The sequence below is a fragment of the Plantibacter sp. AC185 genome (assembly GCF_979258065.1).
The window spans coordinates 2,645,174-2,660,786 of the sequence record NZ_OZ409831.1 but is presented as its reverse complement, the minus strand read 5'-3'; the positions used below and the strand labels follow the sequence as shown (position 1 = coordinate 2,660,786).

14 protein-coding genes are annotated in these 15,613 nt (G+C 71.6%); 11 read left to right on the top strand and 3 right to left on the bottom strand.

Annotation, left to right across the window (positions count from 1 at the left end; translation table 11 throughout):
- Positions 1-111: 111 nt before the first annotated feature.
- On the bottom strand, positions 112-936 hold the full coding sequence (locus ACZZZB_RS12600) for an HAD family hydrolase (RefSeq protein WP_086475291.1): 825 nt from the start codon (positions 934-936) through the stop codon (positions 112-114).
- Positions 933-2,198 (bottom strand): serine--tRNA ligase, encoded by a 1,266-nt coding sequence (serS, locus tag ACZZZB_RS12595; protein ID WP_463529848.1) that lies wholly within the window; start codon positions 2,196-2,198, stop codon positions 933-935. Before serS ends, ACZZZB_RS12600 begins: the two co-directional genes overlap by 4 nt.
- A gap of 57 nt (positions 2,199-2,255) precedes the next feature.
- Here serS and ACZZZB_RS12590 point away from each other — a divergent pair, with 57 nt between their 5' ends.
- Complete coding sequence (locus tag ACZZZB_RS12590) at positions 2,256-3,224, top strand: diacylglycerol/lipid kinase family protein (protein WP_137244124.1); 969 nt, start codon at positions 2,256-2,258, stop codon at positions 3,222-3,224.
- 22 nt (positions 3,225-3,246) lie between these two features.
- Here the strand turns inward: ACZZZB_RS12590 and ACZZZB_RS12585 are convergent, their stop codons facing one another.
- Positions 3,247-4,695 carry an aromatic amino acid lyase gene (locus tag ACZZZB_RS12585; RefSeq protein WP_463529847.1) on the bottom strand — a complete coding sequence of 483 codons (1,449 nt, stop codon included), beginning with the start codon at positions 4,693-4,695 and terminating at the stop codon, positions 3,247-3,249.
- Between the two features lie 160 nt (positions 4,696-4,855).
- Here ACZZZB_RS12585 and ACZZZB_RS12580 point away from each other — a divergent pair, with 160 nt between their 5' ends.
- The 10 genes from ACZZZB_RS12580 to ACZZZB_RS12535 all read left to right on the top strand — a co-directional run bounded on the left by ACZZZB_RS12580 (position 4,856) and on the right by ACZZZB_RS12535 (position 15,339).
- Positions 4,856-5,575 (top strand): IclR family transcriptional regulator, encoded by a 720-nt coding sequence (locus ACZZZB_RS12580; RefSeq protein WP_079706464.1) that lies wholly within the window; start codon positions 4,856-4,858, stop codon positions 5,573-5,575.
- Positions 5,572-6,663 carry an ABC transporter ATP-binding protein gene (locus tag ACZZZB_RS12575; RefSeq protein WP_079706463.1) on the top strand — a complete coding sequence of 364 codons (1,092 nt, stop codon included), beginning with the start codon at positions 5,572-5,574 and terminating at the stop codon, positions 6,661-6,663. Before ACZZZB_RS12580 ends, ACZZZB_RS12575 begins: the two co-directional genes overlap by 4 nt.
- Entirely contained in the window at positions 6,660-7,310 is a 651-nt protein-coding gene (locus tag ACZZZB_RS12570; RefSeq protein WP_162852302.1) for an ABC transporter permease, read from the top strand. Before ACZZZB_RS12575 ends, ACZZZB_RS12570 begins: the two co-directional genes overlap by 4 nt.
- Entirely contained in the window at positions 7,307-8,041 is a 735-nt protein-coding gene (locus ACZZZB_RS12565; protein WP_463529846.1) for an ABC transporter permease, read from the top strand. The genes ACZZZB_RS12570 and ACZZZB_RS12565 overlap by 4 nt, the downstream gene beginning before the upstream one ends.
- A gap of 75 nt (positions 8,042-8,116) precedes the next feature.
- Entirely contained in the window at positions 8,117-9,043 is a 927-nt protein-coding gene (locus ACZZZB_RS12560) for an ABC transporter substrate-binding protein (RefSeq protein WP_463529845.1), read from the top strand.
- A gap of 132 nt (positions 9,044-9,175) precedes the next feature.
- Positions 9,176-10,837 carry a urocanate hydratase gene (hutU, locus tag ACZZZB_RS12555; RefSeq protein WP_159876082.1) on the top strand — a complete coding sequence of 554 codons (1,662 nt, stop codon included), beginning with the start codon at positions 9,176-9,178 and terminating at the stop codon, positions 10,835-10,837.
- On the top strand, positions 10,834-12,051 hold the full coding sequence (locus ACZZZB_RS12550; RefSeq protein ID WP_463529844.1) for an allantoate amidohydrolase: 1,218 nt from the start codon (positions 10,834-10,836) through the stop codon (positions 12,049-12,051). Before hutU ends, ACZZZB_RS12550 begins: the two co-directional genes overlap by 4 nt.
- On the top strand, positions 12,048-13,517 hold the full coding sequence (locus ACZZZB_RS12545) for a formimidoylglutamate deiminase (protein WP_463529843.1): 1,470 nt from the start codon (positions 12,048-12,050) through the stop codon (positions 13,515-13,517). The genes ACZZZB_RS12550 and ACZZZB_RS12545 overlap by 4 nt, the downstream gene beginning before the upstream one ends.
- Complete coding sequence (gene hutI / locus ACZZZB_RS12540; RefSeq protein ID WP_463529842.1) at positions 13,514-14,710, top strand: imidazolonepropionase; 1,197 nt, start codon at positions 13,514-13,516, stop codon at positions 14,708-14,710. The genes ACZZZB_RS12545 and hutI overlap by 4 nt, the downstream gene beginning before the upstream one ends.
- Positions 14,707-15,339, top strand: a complete 633-nt coding sequence (locus ACZZZB_RS12535; protein ID WP_463529841.1) for a HutD/Ves family protein — start codon at positions 14,707-14,709, stop codon at positions 15,337-15,339. Before hutI ends, ACZZZB_RS12535 begins: the two co-directional genes overlap by 4 nt.
- The last annotated feature ends 274 nt before the right edge of the window (positions 15,340-15,613 follow it).

Here is a 15,613-nt window from a genome sequence, read left to right as displayed (position 1 = left end):
GAACCCAGGAGACCGGGCTGCGGCGAGTCGTCCGGTGACCCCTGGAGCAGGCGCGCACCGACGCCCCGTGCCCACCGGAAACGGCGAATCGGCACGGAGCTTTGGACGATGCTAACCCGAAATGCTCCTCAGGAGCTGAGAGAGACCGTCGTCGGTGACCGTGCCGGTGACCTCCGACGCGACTGCGAGGACCTCCTCGGGCGCCTGGCCCATGGCGACACCGCGTCCTCCGGCGGCCGCCCAGCCGAGCATGTCGACGTCGTTGCGGCCGTCGCCGACGGCGACCATCTGCGAGCGCTCGAGCCCCAGCCACTCCCGGACACGCTCCAGCGCGGTCGCCTTGTTGACGCCCTTCGGCGCGATGTCGAGCCACGCCGTCCAGCCGATCGCGTAGCTCACCTGGCTGAGCCCGATCTTGTCGACGATGCGGAGGAACTCCTCCTCGTCATGACTCGGTGAGACGACGACGACGCGCGTGACGGGGCTCGTCACGAGCTCCTCGAACGGCACCTCGATCGCGTTCTCGAGGTTCCAGTCCTCCATGCCGACCGTGTACTTGCGGAAGCCGTCGGGGTACTCGACCATGTAGCTGCCCTCGGAGAGGTGCGGCTGGATGAGCCCGAGGACCTCGGTCGGGTCGAAGGTCTCCATGAAGAAGCGCTCGTAGGAGTCGGGCTTCGACTCGTCGCGCTTCATGATGAGCGCACCGTTCGCGCAGACGACGTACTGCGGCGTCAGCTCGAGCTCCTCGAGCACCGGGCGCGTGCTCTCCCAGCTGCGACCGGTGGCCAATGTGACGATGTGGCCGAGCGAGACCACGCGGCGCACCTCGTCAGCGACCGACAGGCTGAGCGAACCGTCCTCGTGCAGCACGGTGCCGTCGATGTCGAGGGCGATGAGCAACGGGGTCGCGGTGGTGGTCGTCTCGTCCGTCATCGGATCGGCCTCGCGACCTCGATGCCGCCCAGATACGGACGCAGCACCTCGGGGATGACGACGCTGCCGTCCTCCTGCTGGTGCGTCTCGAGGATCGCGACGATCCAGCGGGTGGTCGCGAGCGTTCCGTTGAGCGTCGCGACCGGCGTGGTCTTGCCCGACTCCGTGCGGTACCGGGTGTCGAGGCGACGCGCCTGGTAGGTGGTGCAGTTCGAGGTGCTGGTGAGCTCGCGGTAGGAGTCCTGCGTCGGCACCCAGGCCTCGACGTCGAACTTGCGTGCCGCGCTCGACCCGAGGTCGCCGGCGGCCGTGTCGATGACCCGGTAGCTGAGGCCGAGCGACTGCAGCATCGCCTCCTGGTACGACAGCAGGCGCTCGTGCTCGGCGGCGGCGTCCTCCGGCTTGGTGTAGACGAACATCTCGAGCTTGTTGAACTGGTGCACCCGGATGATGCCGCGGGTGTCGCGCCCGTAGGACCCGGCCTCCTTGCGGTAGCAGGTCGACCAGCCGGCGTAGCGGAGCGCGCCCTGCTCGAGGTCGAGGATCTCGTCGGAGTGGTACCCGGCGAGCGCCACCTCGCTCGTACCGGTGAGGAAGAGGTCTTCGCCGGCGATCTGGTAGACCTCGTCGGCGTGCTCACCGAGGAAGCCGGTGCCCTTCATGATCTCGGGGCGCACGAGCGTCGGCGTGATGAGCGGGACGAAGCCGGCCTCGATCGCGCGGTCGAGCGCGAGGTTCATGAGGGCGATCTCGAGGCGGGCACCGATGCCGCGGAGGAAGTAGAAGCGCGAGCCGCTGACCTTGGTGCCGCGCTGCATGTCGATGGCGCCGAGGAGTTCGCCGAGCTCGAGGTGGTCGCGCGGGGTGAAGGCGAAGGAGGGGCGTTCACCGACCTCGCGGAGCGTGATGAAGTCGGCTTCGCCGCCGGCGGGCACGCCGTCGAGCACCGGGTTCTGGATGCGACCGGCGACGTCGGCGAAGTAGGCCTCGGCCTCCGTCGCGACCTGCTGGGCCTCCTTGACGCGGGCGGCGAGCTGCTGCGCCTGGGCGACGAGTGCGGCCTTCTCCTCCTTGGGGGCCTTGGCGACCTGCTTGCCGAACGCGTTCTGCTCGGCACGGAGTTCCTCGAACCCGGTGATCGCAGCGCGGCGTGCGGTGTCGGCGTCGATCGCCTGGTCGACGAGGTCGACGGAGGACCCTCGCTTCTGCTGCGACGCTCGGAGGACTTCTGGCTGTTCGCGGAGGAGTACGGGATCGATCACCCGGCAAGTCTAGCGATCGAGGTCGGTGACGAGGCCCCGGGACAGTACCGTTGGGCCATGCCGACTCCCCCGCACGCCGCGCTCGTGTACAACCCGGTGAAGGTCGACGCCACCCGGCTGCGGAGCGCGTTGGAGGCGCGGTCGCAGGAGGCGGGATGGGCGGCTCCGCACCTGTACGAGACGAGTGTCGACGACCCCGGTGTCGGTCAGGCGAGGCGCGCGGTCCTCGACGGCGCCCAGGTGGTGCTCGTGGCCGGCGGCGACGGGACCGTGCGGGCCGCCGCCGAAGGGCTGCGCGGGAGCGGTGTGCCGCTGACCCTCATCCCGTCGGGGACCGGCAACCTGCTCGCGAGGAACCTGAAGCTGCCGCTCGGCGACCAGGTGGCCGCGATCGGGACGGCGTTCACGGGCGACACGCGCGCGATCGACATCGGCGTGGCCATGATCACCCGCGCCGACGGGTCGGAGGAGGAGCACGCGTTCGTGGTGATGGCCGGCATGGGCGTCGACGCGATGATGATCGCCACCGCGAACCCCGACCTCAAGAAGTCGCTCGGCTGGCTCGCCTACGTCGAGTCCGGTCTCCGCTCGATCGCCACGGCCGCGCCGTTCCGCATCCACTACCAGTTGCGCGGGCACCGTCAGCATGCGGCGACCGTGAGCTCGGTGCTCGTCGGCAACTGCGGCACGCTGCAGGGCGGGGTGCAGCTCATGCCGGACGCCGAGCTCGACGACGGGTTCCTCGACGTCGCGGTGCTGCAGCCGAAGGGCGCCTTCGGGTGGCTGCTCGTGTGGCGGAAGGTCACGTGGGAGAACCGGGTCCTGCGGCGGACTGCCGTGGGGCGACGGATGATCCGCTTCACCGAGGGCCGGGGCGGGAACACCGTGACGAACCTGCGTGCTGAGGCGCTGACCGTGCGGGTCGACGAGGCGCAGGACCTCGAGCTCGACGGCGACGCGTTCGGTATGGCGACGATGGTCGCGTTCGACGCGCACCGCGGCGGGCTGCTCGTCAAGCTCCCGTAGCCGGCGACACCGCTGAGCCCGGCTACCGTCCCTCGACGAGGTCCGCGATTTCGGCGAGGTGCGCCGTCGCCCGCTCGAGGTCGGGGCGGAGGTCGCGGTCGGCGTCGTCCGAGCCGAGCGACGCCGATGCCCGGGCGAACACGTCGGCGAGCGCCCCGGTCAGTCGATCGGCCACACCGCGACGCCGCACGACCCGCACCGCTCCGAGGAGTTCGCAGGCGATGAGCGTCCTCGTGGCGACGACCGCGTCCTCCAGCTGGGCGACGGCCTGCGCGGCGAACGGTGCGTCCTCCTCGGCTCCGCGCGACAGGACGACCGTGCCGAGCGCCGCCGGTTGCGCCGCGTGCCGGATGTCGGCGACCGCGCCTGCCGCGACGTACTCCACCATCATCAGGCCTGAGGCACCCGGTTCCCCGTCGCCGAGGAACGGCGGCAGGCCCGTGAAAGCGGGCTCGTTCACCAGCCGCAGGCGCGACAGGGTGACCGTCGACGTCTGCGCGAGCGCGAGCGCGGTCGCGTCCAGCTCCGCGGCCAGCTGCGCCTGGAAGAAGGCACCGTGGTGGAGGACCGCCCGTGACCCGGCATCGGCACCGAGGACGTACAGCGGGTTCTCCTGCGCAGCACCGATGAGCGCTTCCACCTGGTCCGCGAGCCGGTCCGTCGCCGTCGCCACGACACCCTGCGTGATCGCGGCGATGCGGAGTGCGAACGGGTCCTGGATCCGAGCCGGTTCCGGCGCGGGTCCGATGAGCGCGCGCAACGCCGCAGCAGCAGCTTCGACACCGGGCGCGGCTGACGCACCCGCCGCCGCCTCGGCGTACGCCTGCGCGTTGCCGTCCAGCGCGTGGAAGCTGAGCGCACAGACCGCCGACCAGGCACGGTCGAGCCTCCGCAGCTCCGCGACCGCGAGCGCCGCACGCGCGATGGTGAGGGCGCTGCTGCTGATGAACGACAGGGCGCTCTCCGACCCCCAGGCGTCCATCGGCTCCAGTGGCGTCGACGCCGGCCGTTCGCCGAGGAGGGTCAGCGCCGTACCGGCGAGCGCGGTGAGGTCGCCGGTCCCGATCGACCCGAGGGTCCGGACGGTCGGCAGTGCATCGCGGCGCAGCATCTCGGCGAGCGCCGCGACGACCGCGGGCTCGACACCCGATCCGCCGACGGCGAGCTGGTTGAGCCGGACCGCGAGCATCGCCCGCACGACCCGGTCGGGGACGACCTCCCCGGCGTCGACCGCGTGGCTGCGGAGCAGGCGGCGTGCGTGGGCATCGCCGTCGTCGGCCACCGCGGTGTCCTTGTTCGCCCCCACGCCCGTGCTCCTGCCGTAGACGGCCGCGTGCTCGGCGAGGTCCCGCGCTTCGTCATGAGCGGTGGCCAGCCGGTCGAGCACCGCGCGAGGCACCGAGGCCTCCTCCTCGAGGTCCGCGATCCGCCGCAGCTCGTCGATGCCCAGTGCTCCCGCGATCTCGATCATCCCGACACCCTCTCTTGCGCTCCGCCGTCGTGTGCACCATCCTTGCTCACACGGCGAACGTCCCACCAGATGAAATTCGAGTTTTACCTGACGGAAACATTCGAGGCGGTTCGCTGAAACGGCGGAGCCATAGCGTGGTGGCTCGACAGAGAGGGATCTGATGGCTGAATCATCGACTCGAACCGTGGAGCGTGCACTCTCGCTCCTCGCCGTGGTGTGCGACCGCGGCCGCACGACCCTCGCCGAGAGCGCGCGACTCGTCGACCTCTCGCCGAGCACCGCCCTCCGGCTCCTCCGCACCTTGGAGTCCACGGGCTTCGTCCGGAAGGACGCCGACGGCAGCTACCGACCCGGCAGCCGCGTCGTCCAGCTCGGCACGCAGGCACTCAGCAACGAGTCGCTCGTCGGCTTCTGCCACACGGAGATGCTCGACCTCGTCGAACGCACCGGCGAGTCCGCCTACCTGAGCGTCGAGGGTCATGCGTCCACCGCGCTCTACCTCGCGATCACCGAGGGCACCCACTCCGTCCGTCACGCGAGCTGGGTCGGTCGCACGATCCCCCTCGACGGGTCGGCCGCGGGTGCCGCACTCACCGGGCGGACCCCCACCGCCGGCTACGTCACGGTCGAGCGGGGCGTCGAGTCGGACGTCACCGCGATCGCCGCTCCCGTCCGCTCGGGAGCACGGATCGTCGCGGCCCTGAGCCTCGTCATCCCGAGCTACCGGATGACCGACGACCTCATCGCCTCCTACGGCGAGCTCCTCGTCGCCGCCACGGACCGGCTCTCCAGCGGGCTCGCCTCGTACACCGGCCCCACCGACAACACACCCGCGACCGTCCCCGACGACGCCGCGGACCTCCTGGAGGGACGCGCATGATCCGCTTCACGAACGTCAAGAAGGCCTACCCGGACGGCACGGTCGCCGTCCACGACCTCTCCTTCGAGGTGCCGACCGGATCCCTCACGGTGCTCGTCGGCCCGTCCGGCTGCGGCAAGACCACCTCGCTCCGGATGATCAACCGCCTCATCGATCCGACCTCGGGGTCGATCCTGCTCGACGACGTCGAGACCCAGTCGCTCGACCGCGTCACCCTCCGCCGTCGGATCGGCTACGTCATCCAGAACGCCGGTCTCTTCCCGCACCGCACCGTCGTCGACAACGTCGCGGCCCTCCCCCGCCTCCTCGGCGGCTCGCGTCGGGAGACGCGCACGGCGGCCCTCGAGCTGCTGGAGCGCGTCGGTCTCGACGAGAAGTTCGCGAAGAAGTACCCGTGGCAACTGTCCGGCGGTCAGCAGCAGCGCGTCGGCGTCGCCCGCGCCCTCGCGACGAACCCGCCGTTCCTCCTCATGGACGAACCCTTCAGCGCGGTCGACCCCATCGTCCGGACGCAGCTCCAGGACGAGTTCCTGCGCCTGCAGGCCGACATCTCGAAGACGATCGTGATGGTCACCCACGACATCGACGAGGCACTCAAGCTCGGCGACCAGGTCGCGGTCCTGCGCGAGGGCGGTCTCCTCGCGCAGATCGCGCCGCCGGTCGACCTCCTGACCCGCCCCCACGACGCGTTCGTCGCCGACTTCGTGGGTGAGGCCCGCGGCTACCGTGCACTCGGCTTCCTCGGGCTCGACCACGACGACGCCCTCCACCGTGAGCCCGTCGCCCGGCTCGGCGACACCGCCGTGACCGGTGTGCACGCGAGCGGCTGGGTGGTGGTCACGGACGACGAACGCCGTCCCCTCGGCTGGTTCGACACCGCAGCCGGTCACGGCTCCGTCTCGATCGACACCATCAGCGGCCACGGCCTGTTCGTGCCGCGCACGGCGTCGCTCCGCATCGCGCTCAACGCAGCGCTCGCGCACCCGAGTCGACGTGTCGGGCTCCTCGACGACGACGGCCGTCTCACCGGCACCATCGCCGCCAGCGAACTGCTCGAGCGCCCCGCCCCCGAGCGGAGCCTCCGATGACGATCGACTGGATCTGGGAGAACCTCCCGCTCATCGGCGACCTCACGCTCAACCACCTCTGGTTGACGCTCACCCCGACGGTGCTCGGCCTCCTGGTCGCCCTCCCGTTCGGCTGGTGGGCGCACCGCTCGCGTCGCGGCCGACCGTTCATCGTCGGTACCGCCGGGCTGCTGTACACGATCCCGTCACTCGCACTGTTCATCATCCTGCCGACGATCCTCGGCACGAAGATCCTCGACCCGATCAACATCGTCATCGCCCTGACCGTCTACACGGTGTCGCTCCTCGTCCGTGTCGTCTCCGACGGACTGTCCTCGGTGCCGGTGGACGCGGTGCAGGCGGCCGAGGCCATGGGCTACCGGTCCTGGCAGCGACTCGTGCTGGTCGAACTGCCCGTGGCCGTCCCGGTGATCGCCGCCGGCCTGCGCGTCGCGGTCGTCTCCAACGTCAGCATCGTCACGATGGCCGCCCTGCTCGGCATCCCGCAACTCGGGACCCTGTTCACCCAGGGCTTCCAGCTCCGCCTGTTCGTGCCGCTCGTCACCGGCATCCTGCTCTGCGTCGTCCTCGCCGTGATCCTCGACCTGATCATCGTCCGGCTCGGCTCGCTCGCGACACCCTGGCGTGATCGGACGGTGGCAGCATGAGCGTCATCGGCTGGCTGACCGACCCCGCCAACTGGACCGGCCCCGACGGCATCCCCTCGCAGATGGGCTACCACCTGCTGTACACGGGCATCGCGCTCGTCATCGCCGCGGCGATCGCCGTGCCGCTCGGCATCCTCGTCGGCTACACCGGCAAGGGCGAGCGACTCGTCGCCGGATCTGCCAACGCCCTCCGCGCCCTGCCGACCCTCGGCCTCCTCATCCTGTTGTTCCTCCTCATCTCGCCGGTGGTCCCCGGGCAGCTCGTCTACGTCATCCCGACGATCGTCGTCCTCGTGCTCCTCGCCGTCCCGCCCATCCTGACCGGGACGTACACGGGCATCCAGAGCGCCGATCCCGACGCGGTGGGTGCCGCCCGTGGCATGGGCTACACGAAGCTGCAGATCCTCTGGCACGTCCAGCTCCCCTGCGCCCTCCCCCTGCTGCTGTCCGGCATCCGCTCGTCCACCCTCCAGGTCGTCTCGACCGCGACGGTCGCCGCCTACCTCGGCCTGCAGGGGCTCGGCCGCTACATCATCGACGGCCGCGCCCAGGCCGACTTCTTCCAGATGGCCGGCGGCGCGATCCTCGTCGCCGCCCTCGCCTTCGCACTGGAGATCGCCTTCACCCTCCTCGGCACCCTCATCGTCTCCCCCGGTCTGCGACGCACCAGCCGCAGACGGCGGACGGCGGCCCCGACCACCGTCACCGGGGCGATCCCCCGGCCGGCCTGAGCCGCACCCGCACCGCACGACCACCTCCGCACGACCGCACCACCGATCCGTCCATCTCACCGAATCGAGGTCCTCATGCCCTTCCTCACCTTCCCCCGTCGACTCGCGGCCATCGCCGCGACCACCGCAGCCGCCGCTCTCGTCCTCACCGGCTGCGGCGGCCAGGACGCCCTCAGCAGCGACGGCGCGTCCGGCTCCTCCGGCGACGCCGTCATCATCGGCTCAGCCGACTTCACCGAGAGCCAGCTCATCGCCACCATCTACTCCCAGGCACTGCAAGCCGAGGGCGTCAAGGTGAAGGAACAATTCAACATCGGCAGCCGCGAGGTCTACATGGCCGCGCTACAGGACGGCTCCATCGACCTCCTCCCCGAGTACTCGGGCGCACTGCTCAAGTACCTCGACTCCGAGTCGAAGGCCAGTACGAGCGAGGACGTCGTCGCGGAGCTCGGCGACAAGCTCCCGAAGGGTGTCAGCATGCTCGACATCTCCCCCGCGGAGGACAAGGACGTGCTCGCCGTCACCCAGGAGACGGCCGACAAGTACGACCTCAAGACGATCTCCGACCTCGTGCCGTACATGTCCGAGCTCAGCCTCGGCGGCCCGCCGGAGTGGAAGACGCGCGTCAACGGCGTCGTCGGCCTCGAGCAGGTCTACGGTCTCACCTTCAAGGAGTTCGTCAGCCTCGACGCCGGCGGACCGCTCACGATGACCGCGCTCACGAGCGGCCAGGTGCAGGTCGGCGACATCTTCAGCACCGACCCCGGGCTCACCGCGAACAAGCTCGTCGCCCTCGAAGACGACAAGTCGCTCTTCGCGGCCGAGAACATCGTCCCCGTCATCAGCACGAGCAAGCTCGACGACACGATCTCGAAGACGCTCGACAAGGTCTCCGCGGCCCTCACCACCGAGGACCTCATCGAGATGAACGGCAAGGCGTCCGACGGCACGAGCCTGAAGAGCATCGCCGAGGAGTGGCTGAAGGACGCCGACCTGGGCTAGCGACACCCTTCGACGGGCTCAGGGGCCGAGAAGCAGCTCGGAACCCAGAACCCGTTCAAGGACGGCGACCCGCCCCTGAGCCCGTCGGAACAGCACCACCACCACCGCACCGCAGACGTAAAGGACCAGCGCATGCCGACCACCACCCGGACCATCCGTGCCGCTCGCGGCACCACCCTCACCGCCAAGAGCTGGCAGACCGAGGGCCCGCTCCGGATGCTCATGAACAACCTCGACCCCGAGGTCGCCGAGCACCCCGAGGACCTCGTCGTCTACGGCGGCACCGGGAAGGCCGCGCGCAACTGGGAGGCGTACGACGCGATCGTCCGCACGCTCGAAGGGCTGGAGGCCGACGAGACCCTGCTCGTGCAGTCCGGCAAGCCCGTCGGCGTCTTCCGCACGCACGAGTGGGCACCGCGCGTGCTCATCGCGAACTCCAACCTCGTCGGCGACTGGGCGACGTGGCCCGAGTTCCGCAAGCTCGAGGCCGAGGGTCTCACCATGTACGGGCAGATGACCGCCGGCTCGTGGATCTACATCGGCACGCAGGGCATCCTCCAGGGCACCTACGAGACCTTCGCCGCCATCGCCGACAAGCGGTTCGGCGGCACCCTCGCCGGGACGCTGACCCTCACCGGCGGCGCCGGCGGCATGGGCGGGGCACAGCCGCTCGCCGTGACGCTCAACGAAGGCGTCGTGCTCATCGTCGACGTCGACCCGAGCCGACTGGAGCGACGCGTCGAGCACCGCTACCTCGACGAGATGACGGACGACCTCGACGACGCCGTCGAACGCGTGCTCGCCGCCAAGGCCGAACGGCGCCCGCTGTCGGTCGGTCTCGTCGGCAACGCCGCGACCGTCTTCCCCGAACTGCTGCGGCGCGGGGTCGCCATCGACATCGTCACCGACCAGACGAGCGCTCACGACCCGCTCGCCTACCTGCCCGAGGACACGGCGCTCGCCGACTGGCAGACCGAGGCGGCGGCCGACCCGGTCGACTTCACGCGCCGCTCGCGACTCGCCATGGCGAAGCAGGTGCAGGCGATGGTCGACTTCCAGGACGCCGGCGCCGAGGTCTTCGACTACGGCAACTCCATCCGCGCCGAAGCGAAACTCGGCGGTTGCGAGCGCGCGTTCGACTTCCCCGGCTTCGTGCCCGCCTACATCCGGCCGCTCTTCGCCGAGGGCAAAGGTCCGTTCCGTTGGGCGGCCCTGTCCGGCGACCCGGCGGACATCGCCGCGACCGACCGCGCCATCCTCGAGCTCTTCCCCGAGGACGAGAAGCTGCGCCGTTGGATCACCTCGGCCGGCGAGAAGATCGCCTTCGAGGGGCTGCCCGCCCGCATCTGCTGGCTCGGCTACCAGGAGCGCCACCTCGCCGGCTTGAAGTTCAACGAGATGGTCGCCTCGGGTGAACTGAGCGCGCCCGTCGTCATCGGCCGCGACCACCTCGACTCCGGTTCCGTCGCCTCGCCGTACCGCGAGACGGAGGCCATGGCCGACGGCTCCGACGCGATCGCCGACTGGCCGCTGCTCAACGCCCTGCTCAACACGGCGTCCGGCGCGACCTGGGTGTCGATCCACCACGGCGGCGGGGTCGGCATCGGCCGGTCCATCCACGCCGGTCAGGTGATCGTCGCCGACGGGACGCCGCTCGCCGCCGAGAAGATCGCGCGCGTACTCGTCAACGACCCGGGCACCGGCGTCATGCGTCACGTCGACGCCGGCTACGAGCGGGCGGCCGAGGTCGCCCGCGAACGCGGCCTGCGGGTGCCGATGTGGGAGGGCGAGTGACCGACGGCCTGATCGCCCACGGTCGGCTCGCCGGGCTCGACGAGATCACCGGCGTCGGGGTCGATCCGGCACGCGGCGGGTACTCCCGGCACGTCTGGACGCCGGCCGAGTTCGAGCTGCGCGAGTGGTTCACCGCTCGCGCCGCCCGACTCGGGCTCGACGTCGAGACGGACCGGAACGGCAACCTGTGGGCGTGGTGGGGCGCGCCTGGGCCCGACGCGGTCGTCACCGGCAGCCACCTCGACTCCGTCCCGGGCGGCGGCGCCTTCGACGGGCCGCTCGGCGTCGTCTCAGCGCTGGACGCCGTCGCGCGTCTGCAGGCCACCGGGTTCCAACCGTCGCGTCCCGTCGCCGTCGTGGTGTTCGCCGAGGAGGAGGGGTCCCGGTTCGGGGTCGCCTGCCTCGGATCCCGGCTCCTGTCCGGGGCGATCACCGTGGACGCCGCCCGAGCGCTGACCGACGCGGACGGGGTCACCGTGGCGGAGGCCGCAGCGGCCGCCGGGCTCGCTCCCGAGCACCTCGGCCGCGACGACGAGGCGCTCGGCCGCGTCGGACTCTTCATCGAGTTGCACGTGGAACAGGGTCGCGGCCTCATCGACCTCGGCTCGCCCACCGCCGTCGCCTCGTCGATCCTCGCCCACGGCCGCTGGCGACTCCGCGTGAGCGGTCAGGGGAACCACGCCGGCGCGACCGGCATGCGCGAGCGCCGTGATCCCGTGGTCGCCGCGGCACGGGCCGTCCTCGCGGTCGAGCAGGCAGCCCTCGCGACGGACGACGCCCGCGCCACCGTCGGCCGCATGCGCATCGTGCCGGGCGGCACCAACGTCATCGCCTCCGAGGTCGACGCCTGGGTGGACGCCCGCGCCGCCACCGACGCCGGCACGCGCGCCCTCGTCGCGGACATCGAGAGCCGGGTGCAAGAGGCCGTCGCCGGTTCCGGCTGTACAGCTGAGCTGGTCGAGGAGTCGTGGTCGGGCGTCGTCGAGTTCGACCCCGAGCTCGCCGCGCGGCTGGCGGGCACGCTCGGCGGGGTCCCCCTGCTGCCGACGGGTGCCGGTCACGACGCCGGTGTCCTGAACGGAGCCGTGCCGACGGCGATGGTCTTCGTGCGGAACCCCACGGGCGTCTCGCACTCGCCGGAGGAGTTCGCCGAGGCGGACGACTGCGTCGCCGGTGTCGAGGCGCTCGAGACCCTGCTCCGGAGCGTCCTGTGACGGTCGCGAGCGTCGACGCCGGCGCGGCGGACGTGCGGGGTCCCATCTGGGCCGCGACGGCGATCATCGACGGTCGCCCGACCGGCCGCGTGCGCTTCACAGCCGACGACTCCGGACGGATCACCGCCGTCGAGCGGGGCGTCGAGCCGGAAGCGGGCGACCGACGCCTCGGAACGGTCATCCCGGGCATGGGGAACGCCCACTCCCACGCGTTCCACCGGCTGCTCCGCGGACGCACCCACGCCGACGGCGGCGACTTCTGGCAGTGGCGCGAGGCGATGTACGCGGCGGCCGCCAGCCTCGACCCGGACCACTACGGCCGGGTCGCTCGTGCCGTGTTCGGCGAGATGCTCGTCTGCGGCTGGACGGCGGTCGGCGAGTTCCACTACGTGCACCACCAGGCCGACGGCACCCCGTACCCGACCGCCCACGCGATGGAACTGGCGGTCGCCGAAGCCGCCGCCGACGTCGGCATCCGGCTCACCCTCCTCGACACGGCCTACCTCGCGAGTGGCCTCGGGTACGCCGGGGGTCCCGCCGCTCCGCTGCTCACCGAACAGCTCGCGTTCGGCGACGGCGACGCGGCCGGCTGGCTCGCCCGCTGGCATCGCCTGCGCGCCGCACTGTCCGGCTCCGTCGGTGCCTCCGGGCTCGTCACGCTCGGTGCCGCGCTGCACTCCGTGCGCGCCGTGCCCGTCGACGCCATGCGCACGATCCTCGCCGGCCTGCCCGACGACGTCCCGCTGCACGTCCACCTGTCGGAGCAACCGCAGGAGAACGTCGACACGCTCGCGAAGACGGGCAGGACGCCGACGGGCGTGCTCGCCGCGCTCGGTGCGCTCGCCCCACGCATCAGCCTCGTCCACGCGACGCACCTGACCGACGCGGACGTCACGGCGATCGGGCGGTCCGGCGCGACCGTCGTGATGTGCCCGACGACCGAGGCGGACCTCGGCGACGGCATCGGACCGGCCCGCCGCCTCGCGGACGCGGGGGCCCGGATCGCCGTCGGCTCCGACCAGAACGCGGTGGTCGACCCGCTGCTCGAACTGCGTGGACTCGAGGCCGGCGAACGGCTCGCCTCCGGCAGACGCGGCCGGTTCTCGCCCGCCGAACTCCTCGAGGCGGGCACCGACAACGGATACCGTTCGCTCGGACTCGGGCGGCACACGCTGGATGTCGGCGACCCGCTCGACCTCGTCGAGGTGTCGACGTCGAGCCTGCGCACCACCGGCATGGACCCGGCACAACTCGCCCTCGTCGCGACCGCGTCCGACGTCGTGCGGGTCGTCGTCGGCGGGCGGCTCGTGGTGGAGCGAGGTCGGCTGCTTGCGACGTCGCAGGAGTCGACGCCGGAGCGGCTCCTCGCGGTGGCGCTCGCCGAGCTGGCAGCATCGACGGAGACGCCCCGGGCAGCCGCCTCGTCCCCGACACCTGATCACCCCTCGCAGGAGATGCAGCCATGACCAGCGAACTCATCACCGGCATCGCCGAGCTCACGACCAACGCGGGCTCCGGGCCGGGCGACGTCGACGGCAACCGGATCACCGATGCGGCGGTCGTCATCGAGGACGGCCGGATCGCGTGGCTCGGCGCAGCGGTCGACGCGCCCGACGCCGACATACGGACCGACGTGGGCGGGCGCGCCGTGCTCCCGGGTTGGGTCGACACGCACACGCATCTTGTGTTCGCGGGCGACCGCTCGGCGGAGTTCGAGGCGCGCATGGCCGGCGGCCGGTACGCGGCGGGCGGGATCGCGACGACCGTGGCCGCCACTCGGGCCGCCTCGGAGGAGCAGCTCGTCGCGGGTGCGCGGCGGTTGCGGGCGGAGGCGCTCGCGCAAGGGACGACGTTCCTCGAGGCGAAGACGGGGTACGCGCTCGACGTGGAGGGCGAGGCGCGGTCCGCTCGGGCGGCGGCCGAGGTCGCCGACGTCGTCACCTTCCTCGGGGCCCATCTCGTGCCGGCCGGTGTCGACCGCCGCGACTACCTCGACCTCGTGACCGGACCGATGCTCGCGGCGGTGGCTCCGTTCGCGTCCTACGTCGACGCGTTCTGCGAGGTCGGCGCCTTCGACGTCGAGGAGTCGCGCGAGGTGCTGCTCGCCGGTCGCGCCGCAGGGCTGGGTGTCCGGGTGCACGGGAACCAGCTCGGCGAGAGTGGCGGAGTGCGCCTCGCGGTCGAGTTGGAGGCGGCGAGCGTCGACCACTGCAACCACCTCTCGGACGCCGACGTCGACCTCCTGGCGGGTTCGTCGACGGTCGCGACCCTGCTCCCGGCCTGCGACCTGTCGACGCGCGAGCCGTTCCCGCCGGCGCGCGCGCTCATCGACGCCGGTGCTTCGATCGCCCTCGCGACCAACTGCAACCCGGGCACCTCGTACACGACGTCGATGGCGTACTGCGTGGCGACCGCCGTGCTGCAGATGCGGCTGACGATCGCCGAAGCGGTGTGGGCGGCGACGCGTGGGGCCGGGGTGGCGGTCGGTCGCGAGCACGGGGCCGACGCCGTCGGATCGCTCCGCGTGGGTGGCCTTGCGGACCTGCAGGTGCTCGACGCCCCCTCCGTCTCACATCTCGCCTACCGGCCGGGCGTGCCGTTGACGGTCGGCGTCCGGCAGCGCGGCGAGCGCGTCACGGCAGGGACGACGCAGCGGTGAGCGACGCAGCGGAGGGTCGTGCACTCGTGCTGCTGCCGGCCGACCGGCATCGGAGCTACCGCTGGCGGAACGGGCTTGGGACCGCGACGGAGATCGCCGTCGAGGCGGTCGGGCTTCGGACCGATGGTGGGCGCGGCGATGGTGAGGGTGACGCGCCGGCCGCTCCGGGGTGGACGCTGAGCATCGCGACGGTCGAGTCGGACGTCGCCTTCTCGTCGTTCCCCGGCGTCGACCGTCAGCTGATGGCGTTGTCGGCGGGCGGACTCGGACTCGTGATCGACGGTGAGCCGGTCGAGTTGGACCGGTGGCAGGTCGCCGCCTTCGACGGGGCTTCAGCGGTGTCGTCGCGGGGCGTGGTCGGGCCGACGCTCGATCTCAACCTGATGGTGTCGCGGGACCGGTTCCGTGGATCGCTCGAGGTCGGCGTCGTCGACGGTTCGAGGCTCGTCACCACGCCGCCGGGAGCCACCACATTCGTCGTGTTCCTCGATGGACTGCTGTCGGCGACGGGGCCAGGTCTCGGCCCTGGTGCCCTCCAGCGGCACGACACCCTCCGACTCGAGGCCGGCACCCTGCCCCTGACCGGCGACGCGACGATCGCACTCGCCCAGGTCCTCCCCCACTTGTGATGGGTGCCAGCGCGGTGCGCTGACGCGAGCGCGCCCCACAGCCGCGAGCGCGGGTCTCCAGAGGGGTGCGCTCACCTCCCAGACCCGCGCCCACGCCGATTCGGCAGGTCTCGCGCCAGCGCACCGCGCTGACCTGAGACCTCCCCACCGGGTGCCGGCGCGGTGCGCCCGCGTGAATGACGCACACCCGGCGTGAGCGCTCCCCGCGCACGCGAGCGCGGGTCTCCGGAGGGGCGCGCTCACGTCACAGACCCGCGCTCACGCCAGCGCACCG